This is a genomic window from Actinospineispora spinosispora DSM 44797, from assembly GCF_000429025.1.
In the GTDB taxonomy this organism is placed as follows: domain Bacteria; phylum Actinomycetota; class Actinomycetes; order Mycobacteriales; family Pseudonocardiaceae; genus Pseudonocardia; species Pseudonocardia spinosispora.
This window is the reverse complement of record NZ_AUBB01000017.1, coordinates 174,393-193,509: the sequence shown is the minus strand read 5'-3', so window position 1 is coordinate 193,509 and position 19,117 is coordinate 174,393. Positions and strand designations below refer to the sequence as shown.

The window sequence follows — 19,117 nt, the reverse complement described above, 5'->3', positions numbered from 1 at the left end:
GCTCCGGGCTACCGTTGATCGCGGCAGTGCGGGAAAAGGGGTGGTCATGGCGAGTGATGTGCCGGCGGTGACGAACGCGGTGCGACTGCTGGAACGGATCGCCAGGGAATGGCCGGAACCGGTCGCGACCGGTGTGCTGATCGAGGACCTCCAGCTCAACCGCAGTACCTGCTACAACATTCTCGGCACCCTGCAGAGGGCGGGCTGGGCGGCCAGCCGTGGCGAACGCGCCGGGTGGTGGCTGGGTCCGCGGCTGCTGGCCCTCGCCGACGTCTCGCAGGACTGGGTCAGCGAGGTCGTGCAGGTGGAGCTGGACTCGCTGAGCAAGCGGCTGGGCTACCTGTCCTTCGCGGTGCGACGGCACGGGTCCGGTGAGTACTCGGTGCTGGCCAAGTCCGACGCCGGATCGGGCGTGCGCATCACCGTGGGTGTCGGGGACGTCTTCCCGTTCTCCGCGCCCGCGATCATGCGCGCCTTCCTGGCCTGGTCCGATCCGGACGAGGTCGACCAGCTGGTCGTGAAACACGGGGTCACCGCGTTCACTCGGGAGACGGTCGTGGAGCCCTCCGCGCTGCGCGACGTGCTCGCCACGACCCGCGATCGCGGGTACGGGACGAGCGTGCGCGAGTACGACCTCGGTCAGTCGGGTGTCTCGGCCCCGGTCTTCGACGAACGGGGGCGCGTGACCATCGCGCTGTGCTCCCTGGCGTTCTCCTCCGACCTCAACGAGTCCACTGTGGCCAACGCGGGCGCGCTCATCCGCGACACCGGTCTGCGCATCACACATCGCATCGGCGGTCAGCTCCCGATCCGCTGAATCGGTGTCAGAGAGCCAATTTCTCCGTATCCACGGAGCTGTCTCGACTCACTCTTGACGACGCACTGAGCACCGGCTTAGCGTTCGCCACCTCGCCGCCAGTCCTGCATAGAGGACAAGTTGTCCAATCTGCAGGGCTTGTCGGCGTCAGGCGAGCAAGGGAGTGAACCCGTGCACGACACCGCTGTCGTCGGCAAAGGATGGCGCGCGGGACTGACCGGCGCGCAGTGGCGTTCGCTGGTCGCCGCGAACCTCGGCTGGTTGTTCGACGGCTTCGAGACCTACGCGTTGATCCTCACCGCGAGCACCGTGCTGCGGCGGCTCGATCCGGCCGCGCCGGGGCCGTCGATCGCGTTCCTCACCGGCGTCACCATCGCCGTGACCCTGCTGGGCTGGGGGATGGGCGGAATCCTGGGTGGGGTCTTCGCCGACTACTTCGGCAGACGCAGGACACTGCTGACCGCCATCGTGCTGTACGCGGCCTTCACCGGCCTGACCGCGCTGTCCTGGTCCTGGGCCTCGTTCCTGGTGCTGCGCTTCGTCACCGGTTTCGCGCTGGGTTCGGAATGGGGTACCGGGACGTCGCTGGTGGCCGAGATCTGGCCGCGCAATGCCAGGGCCAAGGCGGCGGGCCTCATGCAGTGCGGCCTCGGGCTCGGCTTCTTCATCGCGTCCGCCTGCTGGTACTTCATCGCGCCGCTGGGCCCCGACTCGTGGCGGCTGATGTTCCTCATCGGCGTGCTCCCCGCGGTCTTCGCGCTGTGGCTGCGCCGCTCGGTCCCCGAATCCGAGCAGTGGAAGCAGGCTCACGGCCGCAGAACACGGTTGCGTGCACGCTCGACCTCCGAACTGTCCGAGCAGGAACAGTCCTACACGCGGTTGACGCTGCGCCAGATCTTCGTCGACCCGAAGCTGCGCAGGCTGACCATCGTCGCCTCGGTCATGTCCCTGGTCACGACCCTCGGCTGGTGGGGCATCTCGACCTGGGTGCCGCTGTACGTCGCGTCACTGGCCACCTCGGCGGGGCACAGCGCCTCGGCGTGGGCGAGCGGCGCCGGCATGATCTACAACGTCGGGGCGATCGCGGGCTACGTCTCGTTCGGATTCCTCGCCGACCGCATCGGTCGCAAACCGACCGTGCTGCTGTACTTCGCCGCCTCGCTCGTCCTCACCCCGGTGCTGTTCCTGCTGGTCCACGACCTACGGCTGGTCGTGATCGTGCTGATCGTCAACGGCTTCTTCACCCTGGGCCAGTACACCTGGATGCCGGTGTGGCTGCCGGAGCTCTACCCGACCCACCTGCGTGCCACCGGTGTGGCGTTCGTGTTCAACGCGGCCCGCTTCGTCGCATTCCTCGGCCCTCTGCTGTCCGGTGCGATCATCTCCCACCTGGGTGGGTACGGCGTCGCCGCGACCGTCGTCGGCCTCATCTACATCCTCGGCCTCGCCGTCGCGCCGCTGTGCCCGGAGACCCGAGGCCGTCCGCTCCCCGAGTGACCCCACCGCCGTCTCGACCTTCCGAGGGACCTCCATGCTTTCTTCCGGTAGTACCGACGCCCCCGCGACCGTCGTCGCGGCGCCCGGCCGCGGCCGGGTCGTCCTCGTGCTCGTCTTCGCGTTCCTCGGCACCCTGTTCGACGGCGCCGAGCTGAACCTCGTCGGGTACCCGATGGCCTACATCGCGGACAGCCTGCGAGTGGGCACCGTCGAGCTCATTCAGGTCACGACCCTGCAGGGACTTGCATCCATCGTCGGCGGCCTGCTGTGCGGCTGGCTCGGTGACCGGTACGGACGACGCTGGACCTACACAGGCTCGGTGCTGATCTTCGGGATCGCGGCGGTGCTCGGCGGACTCGCCCCGAACTACGCGCTGTTCCTGGTCACCCGGCTGGTGGCGGGCGTCGGGATGGGCGGGTTGTTCGGACTGGCGTTCGCGATGTTCGCCGAGTACTGGACGACGAGCCGCCGGGGCGCCATGGGTGGCGCGATCCAGGCGATGTACTTCGCGGGCCAGATGGTCACCGTCGGCATCGTCTACTTCTGTACGGCCCAGTTCGGCGAGGCGCTGGGCTGGCGTGGCGGCTACGTGGTCATCGGCGCGGCCACGCTGGTGATCGGCGCACTCGCCGCGTTCCTGCTGCCGGAGTCACGGCACTGGCTGCACTATCGCGCCGAGCTGGCCGCCGGCCGCGTGCCGGAGGAGCTGCGGCCGGCCAAGGTCCCGCTGGGGGAGTTGTTCCGGCGTGACCACGTCCGGGGCACGCTGTTGTTCATCGTGCTCGCCAGTGCGATGTTCCTGACCACGAACTCGATGATCGCCTATCTGACGACGTTCCTGGTGCGGGTCCAGAAGGTGCCGTTGGGTACGGCCAGCGTGATCGTCTTGTTGACCTCGCTGGTCACCGCTGTCACCTACCCGTTGACGGGTGCGCTGTCGGACGTGACCAACCGTCGGCGGGCGGTCTTCCTGTCCAGTCTCGTCGGGGTTGCCGGGTTCGGGTGGCTCATGGTGCTCGTGCTCACCGGCTCCGCGCACGTCGGCGCCACGTTCTGGGTCGACCAGACGTTCTGGGCGATCATGCTGTGCGCGGCCGGGAGTGGCGGGTTCGGCGTCCTCGGCGTGTGGATGGCCGAGTACTTCCCCACCCGAATCCGGTCCGCCGGCTCCAACACGAGCTACTACGCGGGGCGCGGCTTGGGGGCGGGCCTGTTCCCGTTGGCGGCACTGAGCATCGGGGGCTCCGTGTCGGTGGCCTTGGCCCTCGGCGTGGTCGGGCCGATTCTGTGCGCGTTGTTCGCGTTCACGGTGCCGGACCGGACAGGACGCACGATCCACGCGATCGAATAGCTCACAGTTCTACAGCTCAAACTGTACAGTGTGAGCTGTAGAAATTTAGTGTGGGCGCATGACGGAAAGCTCGAGTCCGTGTGCGTCAGCGGTTCAGGCGTCGCGGGAGGTCCGTACGGTCATCAGCCGGCTGCGGCGCCGGATCCTGAACGCGGCCGAAGCCGAGGACATCACGCTCGGACAGGCGTCGGTTCTGGCCCACCTGTCGGCCAGGCAGGGAGTCACGGCCAGCGAGCTGGCGTCGATCGAAGGTGTGCGGCACCAGTCGGTGACGTCGAGCATCTCGGCACTGGCCGCGTTGGGTCTGGTCGAACGGCGGGCCGACCCCGGCGACGGACGGCGTCTGCTGATCTCACTGACTCCCGAGGGGCAGCGGCGAGTGGAGGAGGGGCGACAGGCCCGGCACGGATGGCTCGCCGGCGAGTTGCAGCGCAGGTGCACGGAGGACGAACGGCAGGTCGTCATAGCCGCCATGGCGGTACTCGAGCGCCTGACCCATGACTGATCGGAAGGCGGCGGGCTTCGACCGGAGGCTGCTCCCGCCGATGCTGTTGGGTTCGGTACTGAACCCGATCAACTCGACGATCATCGCGGTCACGCTCATCCCCATCGGCGACGCGCTGGGTGCGCCACCGTCGGAGACCGCATGGCTGGTGTCCGCGCTCTACCTGGCGACGGCCCTCGGGCAACCGGTTGTGGGCCGGCTCATCGACATCTTCGGGCCGCGCAGGCTCTTCCTGATCAGCACGAGCCTCGTCGGCATCGCCGGGCTCGTCGGAACCCTCGCGCCGGGCCTCGGCGTCCTGATCGGCGCGCGAGTCCTGCTCGGTTTCGGCACGTGCGCCGGGTATCCCGCCGCGATGGCGCTGCTGCGCGCCGAAGCCGCACGCACCGGTCAGGACAGTCCAGGTGGCGTGCTGACCGCGCTGGCCGTCGCCAACCAGACCATCGCCGTCCTCGGTCCGCTGCTCGGCGGGGCGCTGGTCGCGGTGGGCGGGTGGCGCGCCACCTTCGTGCTCAACGTGCCGCTCGCCGTGGCCGCGGTACTGCTGGGGGCGCTGCGGCTGCCGAGGGTCGACCGTCCACGGGTCGGCGGTGTCGTCGCACAGCTCGACCTGTCCGGCATGGCCCTGTTCGCCGCGATGCTCGTCTCGTTGTTGCTCTTCCTGATGAACCTGCACCTGCGAGACTGGTACCTGCTCGTGCTCGCTGTGGCCGCGAGCGTGGCGTTCGCGGCGAGAGAGCAACGCGCCTCCACGCCGTTCATCGATCTGCGGCTGCTGGGCGGCAACATGCCACTCGTGCTCACCTACGGGCGGGCGCTGGTGGCGTACGTCGTCGCATACTCGTTCCTGTACGGATTCACCCAGTGGACACAGCAGGGTTTCGGGCTCTCCCCCCTCGACGCCGGCCTCGTGCAGATTCCGATGTTCCTGGTGGCCATCGGGGTCTCGCTGGTGTCCGGGCGGCGCCGAGGTGTCCGGGGAAAGCTCGTCGTCGGTGCGCTCGCGCAGATCGTCGCGTGTGCGGTCATGCTGACTCTCACCGGCGGCAGCCCGATGTGGCTGCTGGTGGTCGTCGCCCTGATCTTCGGTGTCCCACAGGGTCTGAACAACCTGGCCCTCCAGAACTCGGTCTACCTGCAGGCCGACCCGGAGCGCACCGCTTCCTCGGCCGGACTGCTGCGCACCTTCGCCTACGTCGGCTCGATGGTTGCCTCCGCCATCACCGCTGTCTCGTTCGGGCAGCGCGCGGACACCGCTGGGATGCACGACCTCGCCTGGACCATGCTCGGCGCGGGTGTGGTCTTCCTGCTCCTGACCGTTCTCGACAGGACGTTGGCCGGCGTTCGCGACCGATCTCACGGCGGTAGCTCGGCAACCCCGAGTTGAGGGGTACGCGTTCGATGTGCGTAATAGCGCTGTCCGATCGGCTTGTGCGCGGTGGCAGCCCAGCGCCCGCTGATTCTCGACCCAGGCGCGGACTTCGGGGTGGCGGCCGCGTGCGTGGTGACGAGGCTGTGATTATCTGCTCGCATGGGTGTCGAGGTCGCGCGGTTGCTGCGCTTGGTGAACGGGCTGCCGGACGTGGAGAACGCGGTGCACACCAACTACACGACGTTGAGCGTGCGGGGCAGGAAGTTCGGCTACCTGTGGCCGAGGACCAGTACGGTCGGGCTGAAGCAGACCATGTCGGAGCAGATCGCACTGGTCACCGAACGGCCGGACGTGTTCGAGGTGCAGTTCACCGCGGGCGGCTTCGGCTGGGTGGTCGTCTACCTGGAGCGGATCGAGCTGGACGAGCTGAGCGAACTGGTCCTGGAGGCGTGGCGGTTGTCGGCGCCGGAGGAACTGCTGGCCGACCATCCGACCCCGCAGGAGCTCGTCGACGCCTGACATACACCGAGGTCAGGTCTTCTTCGTCCGCGGCCGGTCAGGGCGTGCTGATCTTGGCGGTGAATTCCACGCTGGTCATGACGTCGGCGGTGGACTGCGCCAGCACCACGAGCGTCGCGGCGTGTACCTCGGCGGCCGACATGGCGCCGTGGCCGAGGTCCGGGTGGTCGTAGGTCGCGCACGCGTCGGACAGCACCACGGCGTGGTAGTCGCGGAACATCGCGTCGCGCGCGGTGGCGTGGACGCAGTCCTCGGTGGTCACGCCGACCGTGACCACGGTCTCGACGCCGAGGCCGTGCAGGATCATGTCGAGGTCGGTGCCGTAGAACGCGCTGTAGCGGTGTTTCTTGATCAGCAGGTCACCTGGTTCCCGAGCCACGTCGCCGTAGAGCTCAGCGCCCGGCTGGCCGTCGATGAGCGCGACCCGCTGCGCGATCGGAGGGTAGAGGTCTGCGTAGCGGCCCATGTCGGAGCCGTCGGCCCGGTGCACGTGTGCCGTGAAGATCACGGGGACGCCGAGCCGCCGGCAGTCCGCGACCACGCCGTTGAGCGTCGGTAGCATCTCCCGCCCCTCGGGCGACTCCAACGCGGCTCCCGGCGCCAGGAAGTCGTGCTGCATGTCGATGACGATCAACGCCGTGTGTGCCGGGTCGATCCGGTCGAGCCGATAGCCCATGTCACTTCCGTCCAGTACGCGGGGAACACTGAGGAACCGATCGGCATTCTCGCCGGGTGATCGCGTCAGCCCTTACCTGGGTGCAGCGTGCCGCAACGGGGACAGGTCCGGGCCTCGGTGCTGGCGTAGAACTCCGCGAAGACCGGCGGCAGGTCCGCCACGATGTCGCGTACCTGCAGCTCGACGTCGTGCACGAGCGCGCTGCACTGCTCGCAGTACCAGCGGAAGCGCTCCAGCGTGCCTTCCTCACGCAGGCGTTCCACCACGATGCCGATCGACCCGGCTTCCGGTCGCTGCGGAGAGTGCGGCAGGTTCCTGGGCAGCAGCCACATCTCGCCCTCGCCGATGTCGACGCGCTCAGGGCCGTTCTCGGTCATGACGTTCACGTGTGCGTTGCCCTTGACCTGGTAGAACCACTCCTCATAGGGGTCGATGTGATAGTCGGTGCGCTGGTTGGGGCCGCCGACGACCTGGATGATGAAGTCACCCATCGGCGCCCACACCTGTTTGTTGTTGACCGGTGGTGCCAGCAGGTGCTCGTGTTCCGCGATCCATCGCGGAAAGTTGATCACCGGTGGGACGATGGTCATCGGTTTCTCTCCTCTGGTACGGACACGAAGCCATCGGTGATCGTCGCGTGCGGGTCAGATGAGAACCCACAGCAGACCCGCGGCGGCGAACCCGACCACGGACAGGATGGTCTCCAACGTGGTCCAGGTCTTGAGGGTGTCCTTCACCGACATGTTGAAGTAACGGGCCACGATCCAGAACCCACCGTCGTTGACATGGCTGGCGATGATCGAACCGGCCGACACGGCGATGACGATCAACGCGACCTGTGCCTGGCCGAACCCGCCCGCAGTGACGAGCGGCTCGATGATGCCCGCGGTGGTCACGATCGCCACCGTCGCCGACCCCTGGGCCAGCCGCAGGGCGCAGCTGATCAGGTAGGCCGCCAGGATGACCGGCATGCCACCGGCGGTCAGTGAGTGCGCCAGCGCGTCGCCTACGCCCGTTGCCCGCAGGACCGCGCCGAAGAACGAACCGGCCCCGACGACCAGCAGGATCATGCCGATCGGCTTGAGCGACTCACCGGTGATCTCACCCAGCTCGGAGACGGTCGTGCCGCGACGGATGCCGAGGAGGTACATGGCCAGCAGCACCGCGATGGTCAGGGCGATGGCCGGGGTGCCGAGGAACAACAGGACCGAGCGCAGCCGCGACCCGTCCGGGAGAGCGATGGTGCCGACCGTGGCGCCCAGGATCAGCACCATCGGTGCGAGGATGATCAGGTTGATCAGGGCGAGCGACGGTGGCCGGTGCCGGGGCAGGGTCGTCGTCGCGGTCGACGATCCACCGGTGTCCAGTGAGCGGTCGTCAGGTTCGTCCTCGAACGGCCCCGAGGCGACCATGTCCTCGGGAACCTCGACGTGGATTCGCCGCCCGATGAACGAGCCCCACCACACTCCGGCGACGAGCCAGGCGGGGATGCCGCAGGCGAGGCCCATGATGATCAGCCAGCCCAGGCTGACATGCAGGAGTCCGGCGGCCGCGACCGGCCCCGGGTGGGGCGGCAGGAACGCGTGCGTCATGGACAGGCCGGCGATCATCGGCATCGCGTAGAGCACGAGTGACCGGCCACCGCGCCGGGCCGCGACGTAGACCAGCGGAGCTACCACGAAGATCCCGATGTCGAAGAACACCGGAATGCCCAGGATCAGGCCGGTGAGTCCCATCGCGAGCGGCGCGCCCTTGGGGCCGAACAACGTGAGCAGCCTGCTGGTGAGGACGTCGGCGCCACCCGAGCGTTCCATCATCGCGCCGAGCACCGTGCCGAGCCCGATGATCGGCGCGATGTGCCCGAGAATGCTGCCGAAACCGGTCTCCAGCAGCGAGCTCGACGACTTGATGGGTGTCCCGACCAGGTCCGCGATGGACACGCCACCGACGAGTGCGACCAGGACACTCACCACGATCAGCGCAATGAACGGCTCCACCTTGAACCTGATGATCAACAGCAGCAGCACCGCGACGCTCGCCGTCGCCAGGGTCAACAGCCCTGCCGTGTCGTGGTGCAGCCAGTCGACGAAGGCGCCCATCATCGGACCTCGTTCCTGCTAGAGCGGTTCACCGGACGTCCCCGGGACGGTGGCGGCGCAGCGCCCGTCCCGAGGCCTTCGACGTGCGTGCGCCGTCGTCCAGCGCCAGGTCTCCGTTGACCCAGACGTACGGAATGCCGGTGGCCTGTGCTCTCGGCCGGTCATAGGTGGCGGTGTCCGCGACGCTGTCGGGGTCGAACAACACCAGGTCCGCCGCATGACCGGTCCGTACGAGGCCCCGGTCTCGCAGCCCGATGCGGGCCGCCGCCCTGCCGGTCAGGTGGCCGACGCATTCCTCCAGCGAGAACAGGCCCAGCTCGCGGCAGTAGCGGCCCAGATAGCGGGGGAAGGTGCCCCAGGCCCGAGGGTGTGGCTTGGCGCCGACGAGCAGACCGTCGCTCCCGGCCGTGTGCCGTGCGTGCCGCATGATCGTCCGGACGTTGTCCTCATGGCCGACGTGCTGCAGGATTCCGGTGCCGAGGTCGTCGCGCACCAGGATGTCGGTGAACACGTCGAACGGGTCCATGCCTCTGGCACGGGCGAGCCAGGCGATCGTGCGACCCACCGTGTCGTCCAGCGTGGACGTGGTCACGCCGCTGATCTCGATCGCGTCCCAGTCCGCGGTCACGCCATGGCAGCCGTCCGAGCCGTGGACTTCCAGCGCGGCGCGGACCCTCGCGAGCACACCCGGGTCGCGCAACCTGGCAAGCGTCGCGTCCGGCCCGCCCGAGGTGGCCCAGCTCGGCAGCACGGCGGCCAGTGTGGTCGCTCCCGGCAGGTACGGGTAGGTGTCGAGGCTGATGTCGGCACCCGCCGAGATCGCCTCGTCGAGCAGCGCCACCAGGTCCGCGCCCCGGCCCCGGTTGGGCTCGAAGTTCATGCAGGCGTGCGCGAGGTGCAAGCCGCAGCCGGCCAGCGTGGCGAGCTCGATCATCTCGGCGTACGCCTCGAGCGCGCCCTTGCCGTACGAGCGGTGATGTGGGGCGAAGAAGCCGCCCAGCTCGCCGACGACGGAGCACAATGCGCGCAGCTCCTCGGACCCGGCATACATCCCGGGGGTGTAGGTGAGACCCGCCGACATCCCGACCGCGCCCTCGGCCATGGCGGCGCGCAGCAGCCGGCACATCGCCGCGATGTCCGCCCGCGTGACGGGACCGTCCTCCCAGCCACACACCAAGGCGTGCAACACGCCGTGCGGTACGAGGTACGCGGCGTTCACGGCCACACCCGTATCGAGTCTGTCCAGGTAGCCCGCCACGGAGCGCCAGGTGAACAGCGCCTCGCCCGGGTCGCCGTTCCACCCGGCGATCTGGCGGCGCAGCACGGTGAGTGTCGCGTCGTCGACGGGGGCGTAGGACAGCCCGTCCTGGCCGAGGACCTCGGTGGTGACGCCCTGGCTGACCTTGGCCATGTGCTCGGTGTCCCGGAGCAGCGCGAGGTCGGAGTGGGCGTGCATGTCGATGAAGCCAGGGGCGAGCACCAGACCGTCGGCGTCGACCGTGTGGTCCGGGTCAGCGTCTCGCGGCCTGAGCGCCGGTGCGATGTCGTCGATCCTGCCGCCGGCGACCAGGACGTCGGCGAGGTAGCGGGCGGTCTCGGTTCCGTCCACGACGGTGGCGTGCCGGATCAGGGTGCGGCCGCTCATCAGAAGTAGGTCTGTACGAGATCGGTGATCAAGGGATCGTCCTCGGTGCCCGGGCCGGGGGCGTGGGCTACGACGGGAATCCACCGCCACTTGTCGAACGCCGTGCACGGGTGCGACAGCCCCAGCCGGACGACGTCTCCGACCCGCAACGCGGTGGCGGGCTCGATTCGGAGGAAGGCGTGCTGGTCGTTGACCGACGTGATCTCACCGTCGAGTGGCCGGGTGGGGCCACCGAGACGGTCGGCCACCAGCTGCGGTCGTGGCAGACCTTCGTCGTAGGGCAGGTCGCGTTTGCCCGCGTCCAGCAGTGCGAGCCCCGGCTCCGGGCGCGACACGACACGTGCCCAGCCGTGCATCGCTGAGCGCAACGTGCCGTCGAGCGGTGAGATGCCCTGGTAGAAGCCGTCGTCGTGGATCAGGTACGCCCCGGAGCGCAGCACCACTCGGGTGTCCGCGCCGGCGAGGGGGCCGAGAACGTCGGCCACCTCGTCGAAGTAGGCGCTTCCCCCGGCGCTGACCACGATCTCGCCGTCCGGATAACGCCCCGTCGCCCGCAGCTCCCGATGCAGCCCGGCCAGGTCGGCCAGGTAGGTCCGGACAGCGGCCAGCCCACGCTCGCACCGGTCGTGCGCGAGCGCTCCCTCGTAGCCGCACACCCCGCCGAGCCGCAGCTGTGGGGTGGCGACGACGGCATCGGCGACGGCGAGCGCGGTCGCCAGGTCCCGGGCGCCGGTGCGGCCACCCGGTGCGCCGAGCTCCAGCAGAACGGTGTACTGGCGCCTCGATCCACTGCCGAGGACGGTGGCGAGCAGGGTGACCGCTTCGACCGAGTCGACCCAGGTGTGCACGGTCAGGTCCGGGTCGGCGTCGAGCGCCCTGGCCAGCTCGGTGATCGAACCGGGGTCGACCAGGGTGTTCGCCAGCTGCACACGGGGGACGCCGGCACGAAGTGCGATCCGCAGCTGTGCCGGATTGGCGAGCGTGATGCCCCAGGCACCCGCGTTCAGCTGGCGCTCCCACAGCGCGGGCGCCATGGTCGTCTTCCCGTGCGGCGCCAGGTCGAGCCCACGCTCAGCACACCAGACGGCCATCCGGGTGAGGTTGTTCGTCACCGCGTCGGCGTCCACCGTCAGCAGCGGGGTGTGGCAGTCGGACAGCCGAGGTCGACCGGCGAGGAACTCCGCGACGGTCCGCCCGCGAGTGACTGCCGGCAGTGACTTCTCCAGGCCGGTCAGAACGTCCGTGCTGGGGGTGATCTGGAGTGCGAAGTCGGTCTCTGTGCCCATGCCGCGCTCCTTCAGATCGCCTTGGCCTGCAGGATTGCGCCCAATGCAACGATCATTGCGCATCGTGCTTCGTAGGTTGTAGCATCGACTCCTGCCGCCGGTCAACGGTCAGGTGTGAGCTGGATCTCGAGTGGGGGAGGTGACGACATGAGTCAGAGCCTGGGCAAGGCGTTGCAGATCCTGGATCGGCTGGCCGACAGTCCCGCCAGTCTCGATGAGCTCGCCGAGGCCGTCGGTGTGCACAAGACGACCGTTCTGCGGCTGCTGCGTACGTTGGCGGGCGAACACTTCGTGTTCCGCGACGGCATCCATCGCTACCACCTCGGCTCGCGCATCCACGAGCTGTCCTCCCGAGGTCTCGACCAGCGGGAGGTCCGCGGTATCGCGGCACCGCACCTTCTGGGCTTCAACCGCGAGCACGGCCACACCACGCACCTGTGTGAGCGAAGCGGTTCGGAGATCGTCTACATCGACAAGCTCGAGTCCCACGACCACGTGCGGATGGCCTCACGCATCGGGTTGCGCGCGCCGGTGCATTCCACCGCCGCGGGCAAGGTGCTCGTCGCGGACCTGCCGGTCGCCGAGCTCGGCGACCTGCTCGCCGCACTGCCGTTCACCCGGGCGACGGAGAACACGATCACCGATGCCGAGGCGTTCCATGCTGAGCTGGACCGGGTGCGAACCCAGGGCTGGGGTCACGACCGCGAGGAGAACGAGCGGTCGGTGAACTGCATCGGCGCCCCGGTGCGCGATGCGTCCGGCAGGACCGTCGCGGCGGTGTCGGTCTCCGTTCCGAACATCGTGCTGACCGACGAGAAGCTGGTCGAGCTCGTTCCGTCATTGCTGGCCGTCACTGAAAGGATCTCTCGCGAGTGCGGCTGGCGAACCTCAGATCCCTCGAAAGGACATCCCGTATGAGCACGTCCGACAAGGTCGCCGTCCACACCGAGGCCGCGCCGGCCCCACTCCCGGTGTTCAGCCAGGGCGTACGCAAGGGTGGTCTGCTGCAGGTCTCGGGCCAGGGGTCGGTGGACCCGGTCACGAACTCCTTCGTCGGCGAGGGAGACGTGCGCGTTCAGACCAGGCGCGTGCTGGACAACATCCGGGCCATCCTGGAGGCGGGGGGCTCCGGTGTCGAGGACGTGATCATGTTTCGGGTGTACCTGACGGACCGGGGCGACTTCGCCGCGATGAACGAGGTGTACGCCGAGTTCGTCGGCGAGCACGTGCCCAGCGGCGTCCTGCCCAGTCGTACCACCGTGTTCGCCGAGCTGCCGCTTCCCCAGATGCTGGTGGAGATCGACGCGCTCGCGGTCAGCTCCTAGTGCCGTTCTTCCAATCCGACCGCGTCACGGAGCTTGGTGACCGCCGTGTCGAGGTCGTGGTCCTCGGTCGCGCGGGACGCCATGAGCGCCGCGAGCGCCTCGGCGATCACGTTCAGCTTCTCCTGAGAGGCCTCTTCCGCGCGGCGGCCCGCGTTCTCCAGCAGCGCCAGCAGGAACAGTGAGATGACGCTCGACACGGTGTGCAGGACGGCCTGCCATGCCTTCAGGTCCGCCCACAGCGGCAGGCTGATCAGCCAGACGAACACGATGGCAAGGCAGCCGTAGAAGAACACCGGGCGGCTGACCCACAGACACGCGGTTTCGACGAAGCGCTCGAAGGGTGAGCGTCGGTCGCCGGTCTCGCGGTCCTTCGCGGCGGGTCGCTCGCTGTCCTGGCGCATGCCGGTCAGCGTAGCCGGGCGCGGACGGTTTCTAGCGGTACGCGGACGGGCCGGACGAGCTGGACCGTTTGGTCAGCAGCACCCGGGCGAACAGGACCGCCAGCGCTACCGCGACCGCGACGACCCCGATGACCGGTCCGCCGAGGAACGAGGCGATGAGAATGACCGGGGTGGCGATTATCCCGACCAGGGCCGCCTGTACCGGGTCGAGGTTCCCCGGCTTGCGCCGGCCGGTGCGCAGCGCCTCCTCGAGCTCGGGGTCGCTGGCTCTGAGCTGCTTCTCCAGCTCACCGAGCCGGCGATTCTCGGACTCGCTGAGGCGGGGATCATGTGGGCGGTCGTTGAACATGGTCAGGGGTACCCGTTCCGTCGATTCCTATCCTGGTGTCCGGTAGGAGGTCCCCATCCTGCGGTGCCCGACGCGCGCGACGCCCGAGTGTCACCGACCTCGGGTAACAGAGCGGTGACGGAGCACAATCGGGCCGCCGCTCGACAGGTGTGCGGAACAATCGCCCCTCGAGACGCCCGTCAGGGCAGGATCGAGTCGACGTACCCACCGTCCACCCGGACGGCGGCGCCGGTCGTCGCCGACGCCTGGTCGGAGCTGAGGTACACCACCATGTTGGCGATCTCCTCGGGCTCGATGAGCCGCTGCAACAGCGACTGCGGGCGGTGCAGGCGCATGAACTCCCGCTGCGCCTCGTCCCATGGCAGATCGCGGTCGACCAGCTGGTAGACGAAGTCCTCGACGCCTCCGGTGTGGGTGGGGCCGGCGATGACGGAGTTGACGGTCACCCCGGAGCCCGCTGCCTCTTTGGCGTAGCCCCGGGAGACGGCGAGCAAGGCGGTCTTGGACATCCCGTAGTGGATCATCTCCGTCGGGATCACTACGGCGGAGTCGCTGGCGATGTTCTGCACGCGTCCCCATCCCCGGCCGGTCATGCCCGGCAGATAGGCGCGGATGAGCCGCACCGCTGCGAGGACGTTGACCTCGAAGTAGCGCAGCCATTCCGCGTCGGTGATCTCGAGCGCCGGGCGGGAGCCGAAGATGCCCAGGTTGTTGGTCAGGATGTCCACGTCGGGCAGGATTCGGAGCAGCTCGGCGGCTCCCTGCTCGGTCGCCACGTCGGCCGGTGCCGCGATCAGCTGCGCGTCCGGGACCTGCTCGCTCAGCTGCGCGATCGCGCGCGCGACGGTCTCGGGTGAGCGTCCGTTGATCGCTACCCGCGCGCCGGAACCGGCCAGGCCCGCCGCGATGGCGAGCCCGATTCCCTGGGTCGAGCCGGTGACGAGCGCGGTCCGGCCGGTGAGGTTCAGCTGCATGAGGCTCCTCCGTGATAGTCATTAGTTGCAAGCGCTGGTTACCTGCGTGCGGCGCTTACTAAACCACGGAGTGGACAGGTGCGCTCAATCAATGTACAAGTATGTACATGTCTAAGGTGCACGGTAAGCAAGCGCGACTGGTGGAGGAGCTTGCCGGCCGGATCCGCTCCGGAGGGCTCGCCCACGGTGAACGGCTACCCGGTGAGAACCGGCTCGCCGAGCGGTACAGCGTCTCCCGGGGGACCGTGCGCAACGCGCTGGCCGAACTGCAGCGGCGCGAGCTGATCGTGACCGAGACCGGCGTCGGGTCCTTCGTGACCTTCGATGGTGTCCAGCTCGACCAGAACAGCGGGTGGGCCAGGGCGCTCGCCGGATCGGACGTCACGGCGAGACTGTTGTCCATCGAGTCCGGCGGTGACGCGGCCGTGACCGCGCGCTACGGCCCTGTGGTGACCGTCCGCCGACTGCGGAGCACCGCGAGCGGCACCCCGGTGTCGCTGGAGACCGCCGCGCTGCCCGCCGTCGGCGGGCTCGCCGACCTGCCTACCCGTGGTCTCGTCGAGGACTCGATCACCGCCACGCTGCGAGCCGAAGACGTGCGCGGGACGGGCGGTGACCAGTGGATCTCGGTCGAGCCGCTCACCGCCGAGGACGCGGAGCTGCTCGGACGCGAGACGGGCGCGCTGTTCCTGCGGGCCGTCCGGACGACCACCGACGACACCGGTGGCTTGGTCGAACACGTGGTCAGCCTGCTCGACCCGGCACGGTTCCGCTTCCACCTGACGTTCGGGGACCGGTCATGACGCTCCGCGACCGCGCACTCGGAGCGTTGTCCGGGCTGGCTCTCGGCGATGCCCTCGGTATGCCGACCCAGTCGATGTCCCGGGCCGCCATCGCATCGCGCTACGGCCGTGTCGATACGTTGCTACCGGGCGCGGAGGACCAGCCCATCGCTCCGAACCTTCCGGCTGGGACGGTCACCGACGACACCGAGCAGGCGCTCATGCTCGCCGAGCTGCTGATCGCGGGGGACGGGATCGTCGACCCGCTCGAGTTCGCCTCGGCACTTGCGTCCTGGGAGAAGGAGATGATCCGCCGGGGCTCGCTGGACCTGCTCGGACCGTCGACCCGCCGCGCGCTGAGCCGTCTGTACGACGGCGAGTCGCCCGATCGCACCGGACGGGACGGCGCCACGAATGGCGCGGCGATGCGCATCGCGCCGGTGGGTGTCGCGGTTCCCACCGAAGACCTCGACATACTGGTCGACGCGGTGGTGGACGCCAGCAGGGTCACCCACAACACCGGGATCGGGATCGCCGGGGCGTCGGCGGTCGCCGCGGCCGTCTCCGCCTGCCTGGACGGCGCGTCGCTGGACGCCGCGCTCGACCACGCTGAACACGCCGCGGCGATCGGCGGGTCGCGCGGACATTGGACGGCCGGCGGCGACATCGCGGCCCGGATTCGGTGGGCTCGCGGCTGGGTCCGGGAAATGACGACGGCTCAGCTGGTCGACGCGGTCTCGGAGGTCATCGGCACGTCCGTGGCCGCACAGGAGTCCGTGGTGGCCGCGTTCGCGCTGGCCGAACGCTTCGGCGACGATCCCCGGACCGCCCTCACGGTCGCGGCCTCGGTGGGTGGCGACACCGACACCATTGCCGCGATGTGCGGCGCCGTGCTCGGCGCGTACCACGGGGCCGGCGCGCTTCCAGCGGACCTGGTGGCGACCGTCCGACGGGTCAACGCCCTCGATCTCGGCCCGACGGTCGACGGCCTGCTCGCGCTCCGATCCCGACGCACGCCTTCCGGGCATCACTGAACCAGCGGCTATGCCGTGCTCTTTCGACAACCCTCGATCATCCGCAGTCGCACGGGAGGCACCATGGCCACCGGTACGTCACCCCACACCTCGACCACCTCGGGGGAAGGAGCACTCGAGACCCGGGGCATCGAACCGGTCCCGGTCGAACAACGCTCGGGCCGCCCCGGGCAACTGTTCTGGGTCTGGTTCGCCGCGAACATCTCGATCCTGGGACTGCCGCTCGGCGCGACGCTGGTGGCGATGCACCTCACGGTGTGGCAGGCCGTCATCGCGGCCGCCGTCGGCGCTGTCGGCTCGTTCGCGGTCGTCGGCGCCGTGTCGATCGCCGGCCGCCGGGGCGGTGCGCCCGGCCTGACGCTGTCCAGGGCGGTCTTCGGCGCGCGCGGCAACGTCGGCCCCACCGCGGTGTCGCTGCTGTCGCGGCTCGGCTGGGAGACGGTCAACACGACGACCGCCGCGTTCGCCCTGCTGTCGCTGGCGACGATCGCGCTGGGCACCAGCCCGGCCGCGAAGGACCATCCGGTGCTGACCGTCGTCGCGATCGCCGTGTTCGAGGCGCTGACCGTGCTGGTCGCCGGGCTCGGTCACGCGGTGCTCGTCGCGGTCCAGCGATGGGCGACCTGGGTGTTCGGTGCGCTGAACATCCTGGTCGGTGGCTTCCTGGTCGCGACGATCGACTGGCACGCCGTCGCGGCGGCGCCCCCGGGCCCGGTCGGCGCGGTGATCGCGGGCGTCGGAGTGATCGCGGCCGGCACGGGCATCGGCTGGGCCAACGCCTCCGCCGACATGTCCCGCTACCAGGCGCCATCGGTGCGGGCCGGTGCGCTCGTCCTGTCGGCCGCCGCGGGTGCCGGCATCCCGCTCGTCCTGTTGATCTCGCTGGGCAGCATGCTCACCGCGGGCGACCCGGCACTGTCCCGGGCGGACGACCCGGTCGCGGCCATCCGGGACATGTTGCCCGCCTGGATGGCGGTGCCCTATCTGATCGCCGCGTTCGGCGGGCTGCTGCTGTCCAACCACCTGTCGGTCTACTCCGCGGGGCTGACCACGCTGACCCTCGGGGTCCGCGTGCGCAGGGTGTACGCGGTGGTCGTCGACGTCGTCGTGACCTTCCTCGGCGCGATCTACTTCATCCTCGTCGCGGACGGCTTCTTCGGCCCGTTCATCGCGTTCATCAGCGCCCTCGCCGTGCCGATCACCGCGTGGGTCGGTGTGTTCGTCGTCGACATGCTGCGCAGGCGGACCTACGATCCCGCCGGGCTGATGGACACCGGCAGGACCAGTGTGTACTGGTATCGAGGGGGAGTCGAGCCGCGAGCCCTCGGCGCGTGGGCGGCGGCCATCGTGATCGGCTATCTGTTCACCACCGTCGGCCCGAGCGACGACCCCTGGTTCACCGGGCCGCTCGCCGGAACCTGGTTCGGCGAGAACGGCCTGGGCTGGGTGATCACCTTCGTCGTCGGTGCCGCCGGTTACGCGGCGCTCGGCGGTGCCCGGGACCGCTCGTGACCGGCAGTCTGATCCACACCGGCCAGGTGCTGGTCGACCTGGTGATGCGGGTGCCCTCGGTCCCGGCGGTCGGCGGGGACGTCCTGGCCTCGGCGACGTCGTTCCATCCTGGCGGCGGGTTCAACGTCATGGCCGCGGCGTCGCGGGCGGGCGCGCGGGTCGTGTACACGGGAGGCCATGGGACCGGCAGGTTCGGTGACGCGGTGCGGGCGGCACTGGCGGAGGAAGGGGTCGAGGCGGCGCTTGCCGCTACGCCCGACGTCGACACCGGGGTGTGCGTCGTCCTGGTCGACGACGCGGGGGAGCGCACGTTCGTGACCGGCAGCGGCGCCGAGACGGCCGTCGACGCCGGCGCCCTCGCGTCGATCCCCGTTCGTACCGAGGACATCGTGTATGTCAGCGGGTACAGCCTGCTCGCCGGGGGTAAGGCGCAGGTGCTGCTGGACTTCGTCGAACAGCTCGCCGGAGCCATGCTCATGATGGATCCGGGGCCGCTCGTGGCGGACATCGACGACCGTTCGCTGGCACGGCTGCTGTCCCACACCACGGTGCTGAGCTGCAACGCGCGTGAGGCGCGGCTGCTCACGGGTCTCGATGACCCGCGAGCAGCCGGTCCGGCCCTCGCCGGGCGGATGAGCCGGGGTGCGACGGTCGTACTGCGCGACGGGGCACGAGGCTGCCTGCTGGTGCGGGACGGCGAGCTAGGTGAAGTTCCGGGTCACGAGGTCGAGGCGGTGGACACCAACGGCGCCGGCGACGCGCACTGCGGGGTCCTCGCCGCCGAACTGCTGCGCGGCGCGGACCTTCAGCTGGCGGCACGACGAGCCAACATCGCGGCGGCGCTCGCCGTGACCATCCCGGGACCCGCGACCGCGCCATCGCGCGCGGCCGTGGATGCCGTGCTGCTCGGACGGATGTGCTGACCTGCCCGACTCGCGGCGGGTGGTTGCCGGGCTCCCGGCGAGTCGGCGGT

General features: G+C 69.4%; 20 protein-coding genes. 12 read left to right on the top strand and 8 right to left on the bottom strand.

Annotated features, from left to right (window positions below):
- Window positions 1-46: 46 nt before the first annotated feature.
- From G406_RS0107060 to G406_RS0107035, 6 genes are all read left to right on the top strand, one after another.
- Window positions 47-817 carry an IclR family transcriptional regulator gene (locus tag G406_RS0107060; protein WP_169736636.1) on the top strand — a complete coding sequence of 257 codons (771 nt, stop codon included), beginning with the start codon at window positions 47-49 and terminating at the stop codon, window positions 815-817.
- 171 nt (window positions 818-988) lie between these two features.
- Window positions 989-2,314, top strand: a complete 1,326-nt coding sequence (locus G406_RS0107055; protein ID WP_028933303.1) for an MFS transporter — start codon at window positions 989-991, stop codon at window positions 2,312-2,314.
- A 34-nt stretch (window positions 2,315-2,348) separates the two neighbouring features.
- Window positions 2,349-3,665 (top strand): MFS transporter, encoded by a 1,317-nt coding sequence (locus G406_RS0107050; RefSeq protein WP_028933302.1) that lies wholly within the window; start codon window positions 2,349-2,351, stop codon window positions 3,663-3,665.
- A 58-nt stretch (window positions 3,666-3,723) separates the two neighbouring features.
- On the top strand, window positions 3,724-4,170 hold the full coding sequence (locus G406_RS0107045) for a MarR family winged helix-turn-helix transcriptional regulator (RefSeq protein ID WP_028933301.1): 447 nt from the start codon (window positions 3,724-3,726) through the stop codon (window positions 4,168-4,170).
- On the top strand, window positions 4,163-5,557 hold the full coding sequence (locus G406_RS0107040; protein WP_028933300.1) for an MFS transporter: 1,395 nt from the start codon (window positions 4,163-4,165) through the stop codon (window positions 5,555-5,557). The genes G406_RS0107045 and G406_RS0107040 overlap by 8 nt, the downstream gene beginning before the upstream one ends.
- A gap of 144 nt (window positions 5,558-5,701) precedes the next feature.
- Window positions 5,702-6,061, top strand: coding sequence for an MmcQ/YjbR family DNA-binding protein (locus G406_RS0107035; protein WP_028933299.1), 360 nt, complete (start codon window positions 5,702-5,704; stop codon window positions 6,059-6,061).
- 37 nt (window positions 6,062-6,098) lie between these two features.
- Here the strand turns inward: G406_RS0107035 and G406_RS0107030 are convergent, their stop codons facing one another.
- The 5 genes from G406_RS0107030 to G406_RS0107010 form a co-directional block, all read right to left on the bottom strand.
- Window positions 6,099-6,737, bottom strand: coding sequence for a cysteine hydrolase family protein (locus G406_RS0107030; protein WP_028933298.1), 639 nt, complete (start codon window positions 6,735-6,737; stop codon window positions 6,099-6,101).
- 65 nt (window positions 6,738-6,802) lie between these two features.
- Entirely contained in the window at window positions 6,803-7,327 is a 525-nt protein-coding gene (locus G406_RS0107025) for a 3-hydroxyanthranilate 3,4-dioxygenase (RefSeq protein ID WP_028933297.1), read from the bottom strand.
- A 54-nt stretch (window positions 7,328-7,381) separates the two neighbouring features.
- Window positions 7,382-8,836: a GntP family permease gene (locus G406_RS0107020; protein ID WP_028933296.1), complete on the bottom strand. Its 1,455-nt coding sequence runs from the start codon at window positions 8,834-8,836 to the stop codon at window positions 7,382-7,384.
- A gap of 28 nt (window positions 8,837-8,864) precedes the next feature.
- Window positions 8,865-10,481: an N-acyl-D-amino-acid deacylase family protein gene (locus tag G406_RS0107015; RefSeq protein ID WP_037075446.1), complete on the bottom strand. Its 1,617-nt coding sequence runs from the start codon at window positions 10,479-10,481 to the stop codon at window positions 8,865-8,867.
- Window positions 10,481-11,767, bottom strand: a complete 1,287-nt coding sequence (locus G406_RS0107010) for an amino acid deaminase (RefSeq protein WP_051341747.1) — start codon at window positions 11,765-11,767, stop codon at window positions 10,481-10,483. The genes G406_RS0107015 and G406_RS0107010 overlap by 1 nt, the downstream gene beginning before the upstream one ends.
- 147 nt (window positions 11,768-11,914) lie before the next feature.
- On the opposite strand from G406_RS0107010, the gene G406_RS0107005 reads away from it, so the two are divergent.
- Both G406_RS0107005 and G406_RS0107000 read left to right on the top strand, forming a co-directional pair.
- Window positions 11,915-12,685, top strand: a complete 771-nt coding sequence (locus G406_RS0107005; protein WP_028933293.1) for an IclR family transcriptional regulator — start codon at window positions 11,915-11,917, stop codon at window positions 12,683-12,685.
- Window positions 12,682-13,092 carry a RidA family protein gene (locus G406_RS0107000; RefSeq protein WP_028933292.1) on the top strand — a complete coding sequence of 137 codons (411 nt, stop codon included), beginning with the start codon at window positions 12,682-12,684 and terminating at the stop codon, window positions 13,090-13,092. Before G406_RS0107005 ends, G406_RS0107000 begins: the two co-directional genes overlap by 4 nt.
- Here the strand turns inward: G406_RS0107000 and G406_RS0106995 are convergent.
- From G406_RS0106995 to G406_RS0106985, 3 genes are all read right to left on the bottom strand, one after another.
- Entirely contained in the window at window positions 13,089-13,493 is a 405-nt protein-coding gene (locus G406_RS0106995; RefSeq protein WP_028933291.1) for a low affinity iron permease family protein, read from the bottom strand. The two genes, G406_RS0107000 and G406_RS0106995, sit on opposite strands and share 4 nt — an antisense overlap.
- Window positions 13,494-13,524: 31 nt before the next feature.
- Window positions 13,525-13,842, bottom strand: a complete 318-nt coding sequence (locus tag G406_RS45085) for a DUF3040 domain-containing protein (protein WP_037075445.1) — start codon at window positions 13,840-13,842, stop codon at window positions 13,525-13,527.
- 179 nt (window positions 13,843-14,021) lie between these two features.
- Window positions 14,022-14,816, bottom strand: a complete 795-nt coding sequence (locus tag G406_RS0106985; protein WP_028933290.1) for an SDR family NAD(P)-dependent oxidoreductase — start codon at window positions 14,814-14,816, stop codon at window positions 14,022-14,024.
- A gap of 107 nt (window positions 14,817-14,923) precedes the next feature.
- Between G406_RS0106985 and G406_RS0106980 the strand changes: the two genes are divergently transcribed.
- From G406_RS0106980 to G406_RS0106965, 4 genes are all read left to right on the top strand, one after another.
- The gene (locus tag G406_RS0106980; protein WP_425414567.1) at window positions 14,924-15,619 is read left to right on the top strand and encodes a GntR family transcriptional regulator; all 696 of its coding nucleotides are present in this window, start codon (window positions 14,924-14,926) and stop codon (window positions 15,617-15,619) included.
- Window positions 15,616-16,632 carry an ADP-ribosylglycohydrolase family protein gene (locus tag G406_RS0106975; protein WP_028933288.1) on the top strand — a complete coding sequence of 339 codons (1,017 nt, stop codon included), beginning with the start codon at window positions 15,616-15,618 and terminating at the stop codon, window positions 16,630-16,632. Before G406_RS0106980 ends, G406_RS0106975 begins: the two co-directional genes overlap by 4 nt.
- 63 nt (window positions 16,633-16,695) lie before the next feature.
- Window positions 16,696-18,144 (top strand): purine-cytosine permease family protein, encoded by a 1,449-nt coding sequence (locus G406_RS0106970; protein ID WP_028933287.1) that lies wholly within the window; start codon window positions 16,696-16,698, stop codon window positions 18,142-18,144.
- Complete coding sequence (locus tag G406_RS0106965) at window positions 18,141-19,067, top strand: PfkB family carbohydrate kinase (RefSeq protein ID WP_028933286.1); 927 nt, start codon at window positions 18,141-18,143, stop codon at window positions 19,065-19,067. The genes G406_RS0106970 and G406_RS0106965 overlap by 4 nt, the downstream gene beginning before the upstream one ends.
- Window positions 19,068-19,117 lie beyond the last annotated feature (50 nt).

What these genes read in the sequence shown, in the direction of transcription:
- G406_RS0106975 (WP_028933288.1), top strand. Translation starts at nt 15,616, where the DNA reads ATGACGCTCCGCGACCGCGCACTCGGAGCGTTGTCCGGGCTGGCTCTC.
- G406_RS0106985 (WP_028933290.1), bottom strand. Translation starts at nt 14,816, where the DNA reads ATGCAGCTGAACCTCACCGGCCGGACCGCGCTCGTCACCGGCTCGACC.
- G406_RS0106980 (WP_425414567.1), top strand. Translation starts at nt 14,924, where the DNA reads ATGTCTAAGGTGCACGGTAAGCAAGCGCGACTGGTGGAGGAGCTTGCC.
- G406_RS0106995 (WP_028933291.1), bottom strand. Translation starts at nt 13,493, where the DNA reads ATGCGCCAGGACAGCGAGCGACCCGCCGCGAAGGACCGCGAGACCGGC.
- G406_RS0107020 (WP_028933296.1), bottom strand. Translation starts at nt 8,836, where the DNA reads ATGGGCGCCTTCGTCGACTGGCTGCACCACGACACGGCAGGGCTGTTG.
- G406_RS0107045 (WP_028933301.1), top strand. Translation starts at nt 3,724, where the DNA reads ATGACGGAAAGCTCGAGTCCGTGTGCGTCAGCGGTTCAGGCGTCGCGG.
- G406_RS0107005 (WP_028933293.1), top strand. Translation starts at nt 11,915, where the DNA reads ATGAGTCAGAGCCTGGGCAAGGCGTTGCAGATCCTGGATCGGCTGGCC.
- G406_RS0107010 (WP_051341747.1), bottom strand. Translation starts at nt 11,767, where the DNA reads ATGGGCACAGAGACCGACTTCGCACTCCAGATCACCCCCAGCACGGAC.
- G406_RS0107015 (WP_037075446.1), bottom strand. Translation starts at nt 10,481, where the DNA reads ATGAGCGGCCGCACCCTGATCCGGCACGCCACCGTCGTGGACGGAACC.
- G406_RS0107050 (WP_028933302.1), top strand. Translation starts at nt 2,349, where the DNA reads ATGCTTTCTTCCGGTAGTACCGACGCCCCCGCGACCGTCGTCGCGGCG.
- G406_RS45085 (WP_037075445.1), bottom strand. Translation starts at nt 13,842, where the DNA reads ATGTTCAACGACCGCCCACATGATCCCCGCCTCAGCGAGTCCGAGAAT.
- G406_RS0106970 (WP_028933287.1), top strand. Translation starts at nt 16,696, where the DNA reads ATGGCCACCGGTACGTCACCCCACACCTCGACCACCTCGGGGGAAGGA.
- G406_RS0107060 (WP_169736636.1), top strand. Translation starts at nt 47, where the DNA reads ATGGCGAGTGATGTGCCGGCGGTGACGAACGCGGTGCGACTGCTGGAA.
- G406_RS0107000 (WP_028933292.1), top strand. Translation starts at nt 12,682, where the DNA reads ATGAGCACGTCCGACAAGGTCGCCGTCCACACCGAGGCCGCGCCGGCC.
- G406_RS0107025 (WP_028933297.1), bottom strand. Translation starts at nt 7,327, where the DNA reads ATGACCATCGTCCCACCGGTGATCAACTTTCCGCGATGGATCGCGGAA.
- G406_RS0107030 (WP_028933298.1), bottom strand. Translation starts at nt 6,737, where the DNA reads ATGGGCTATCGGCTCGACCGGATCGACCCGGCACACACGGCGTTGATC.
- G406_RS0107040 (WP_028933300.1), top strand. Translation starts at nt 4,163, where the DNA reads ATGACTGATCGGAAGGCGGCGGGCTTCGACCGGAGGCTGCTCCCGCCG.
- G406_RS0107035 (WP_028933299.1), top strand. Translation starts at nt 5,702, where the DNA reads ATGGGTGTCGAGGTCGCGCGGTTGCTGCGCTTGGTGAACGGGCTGCCG.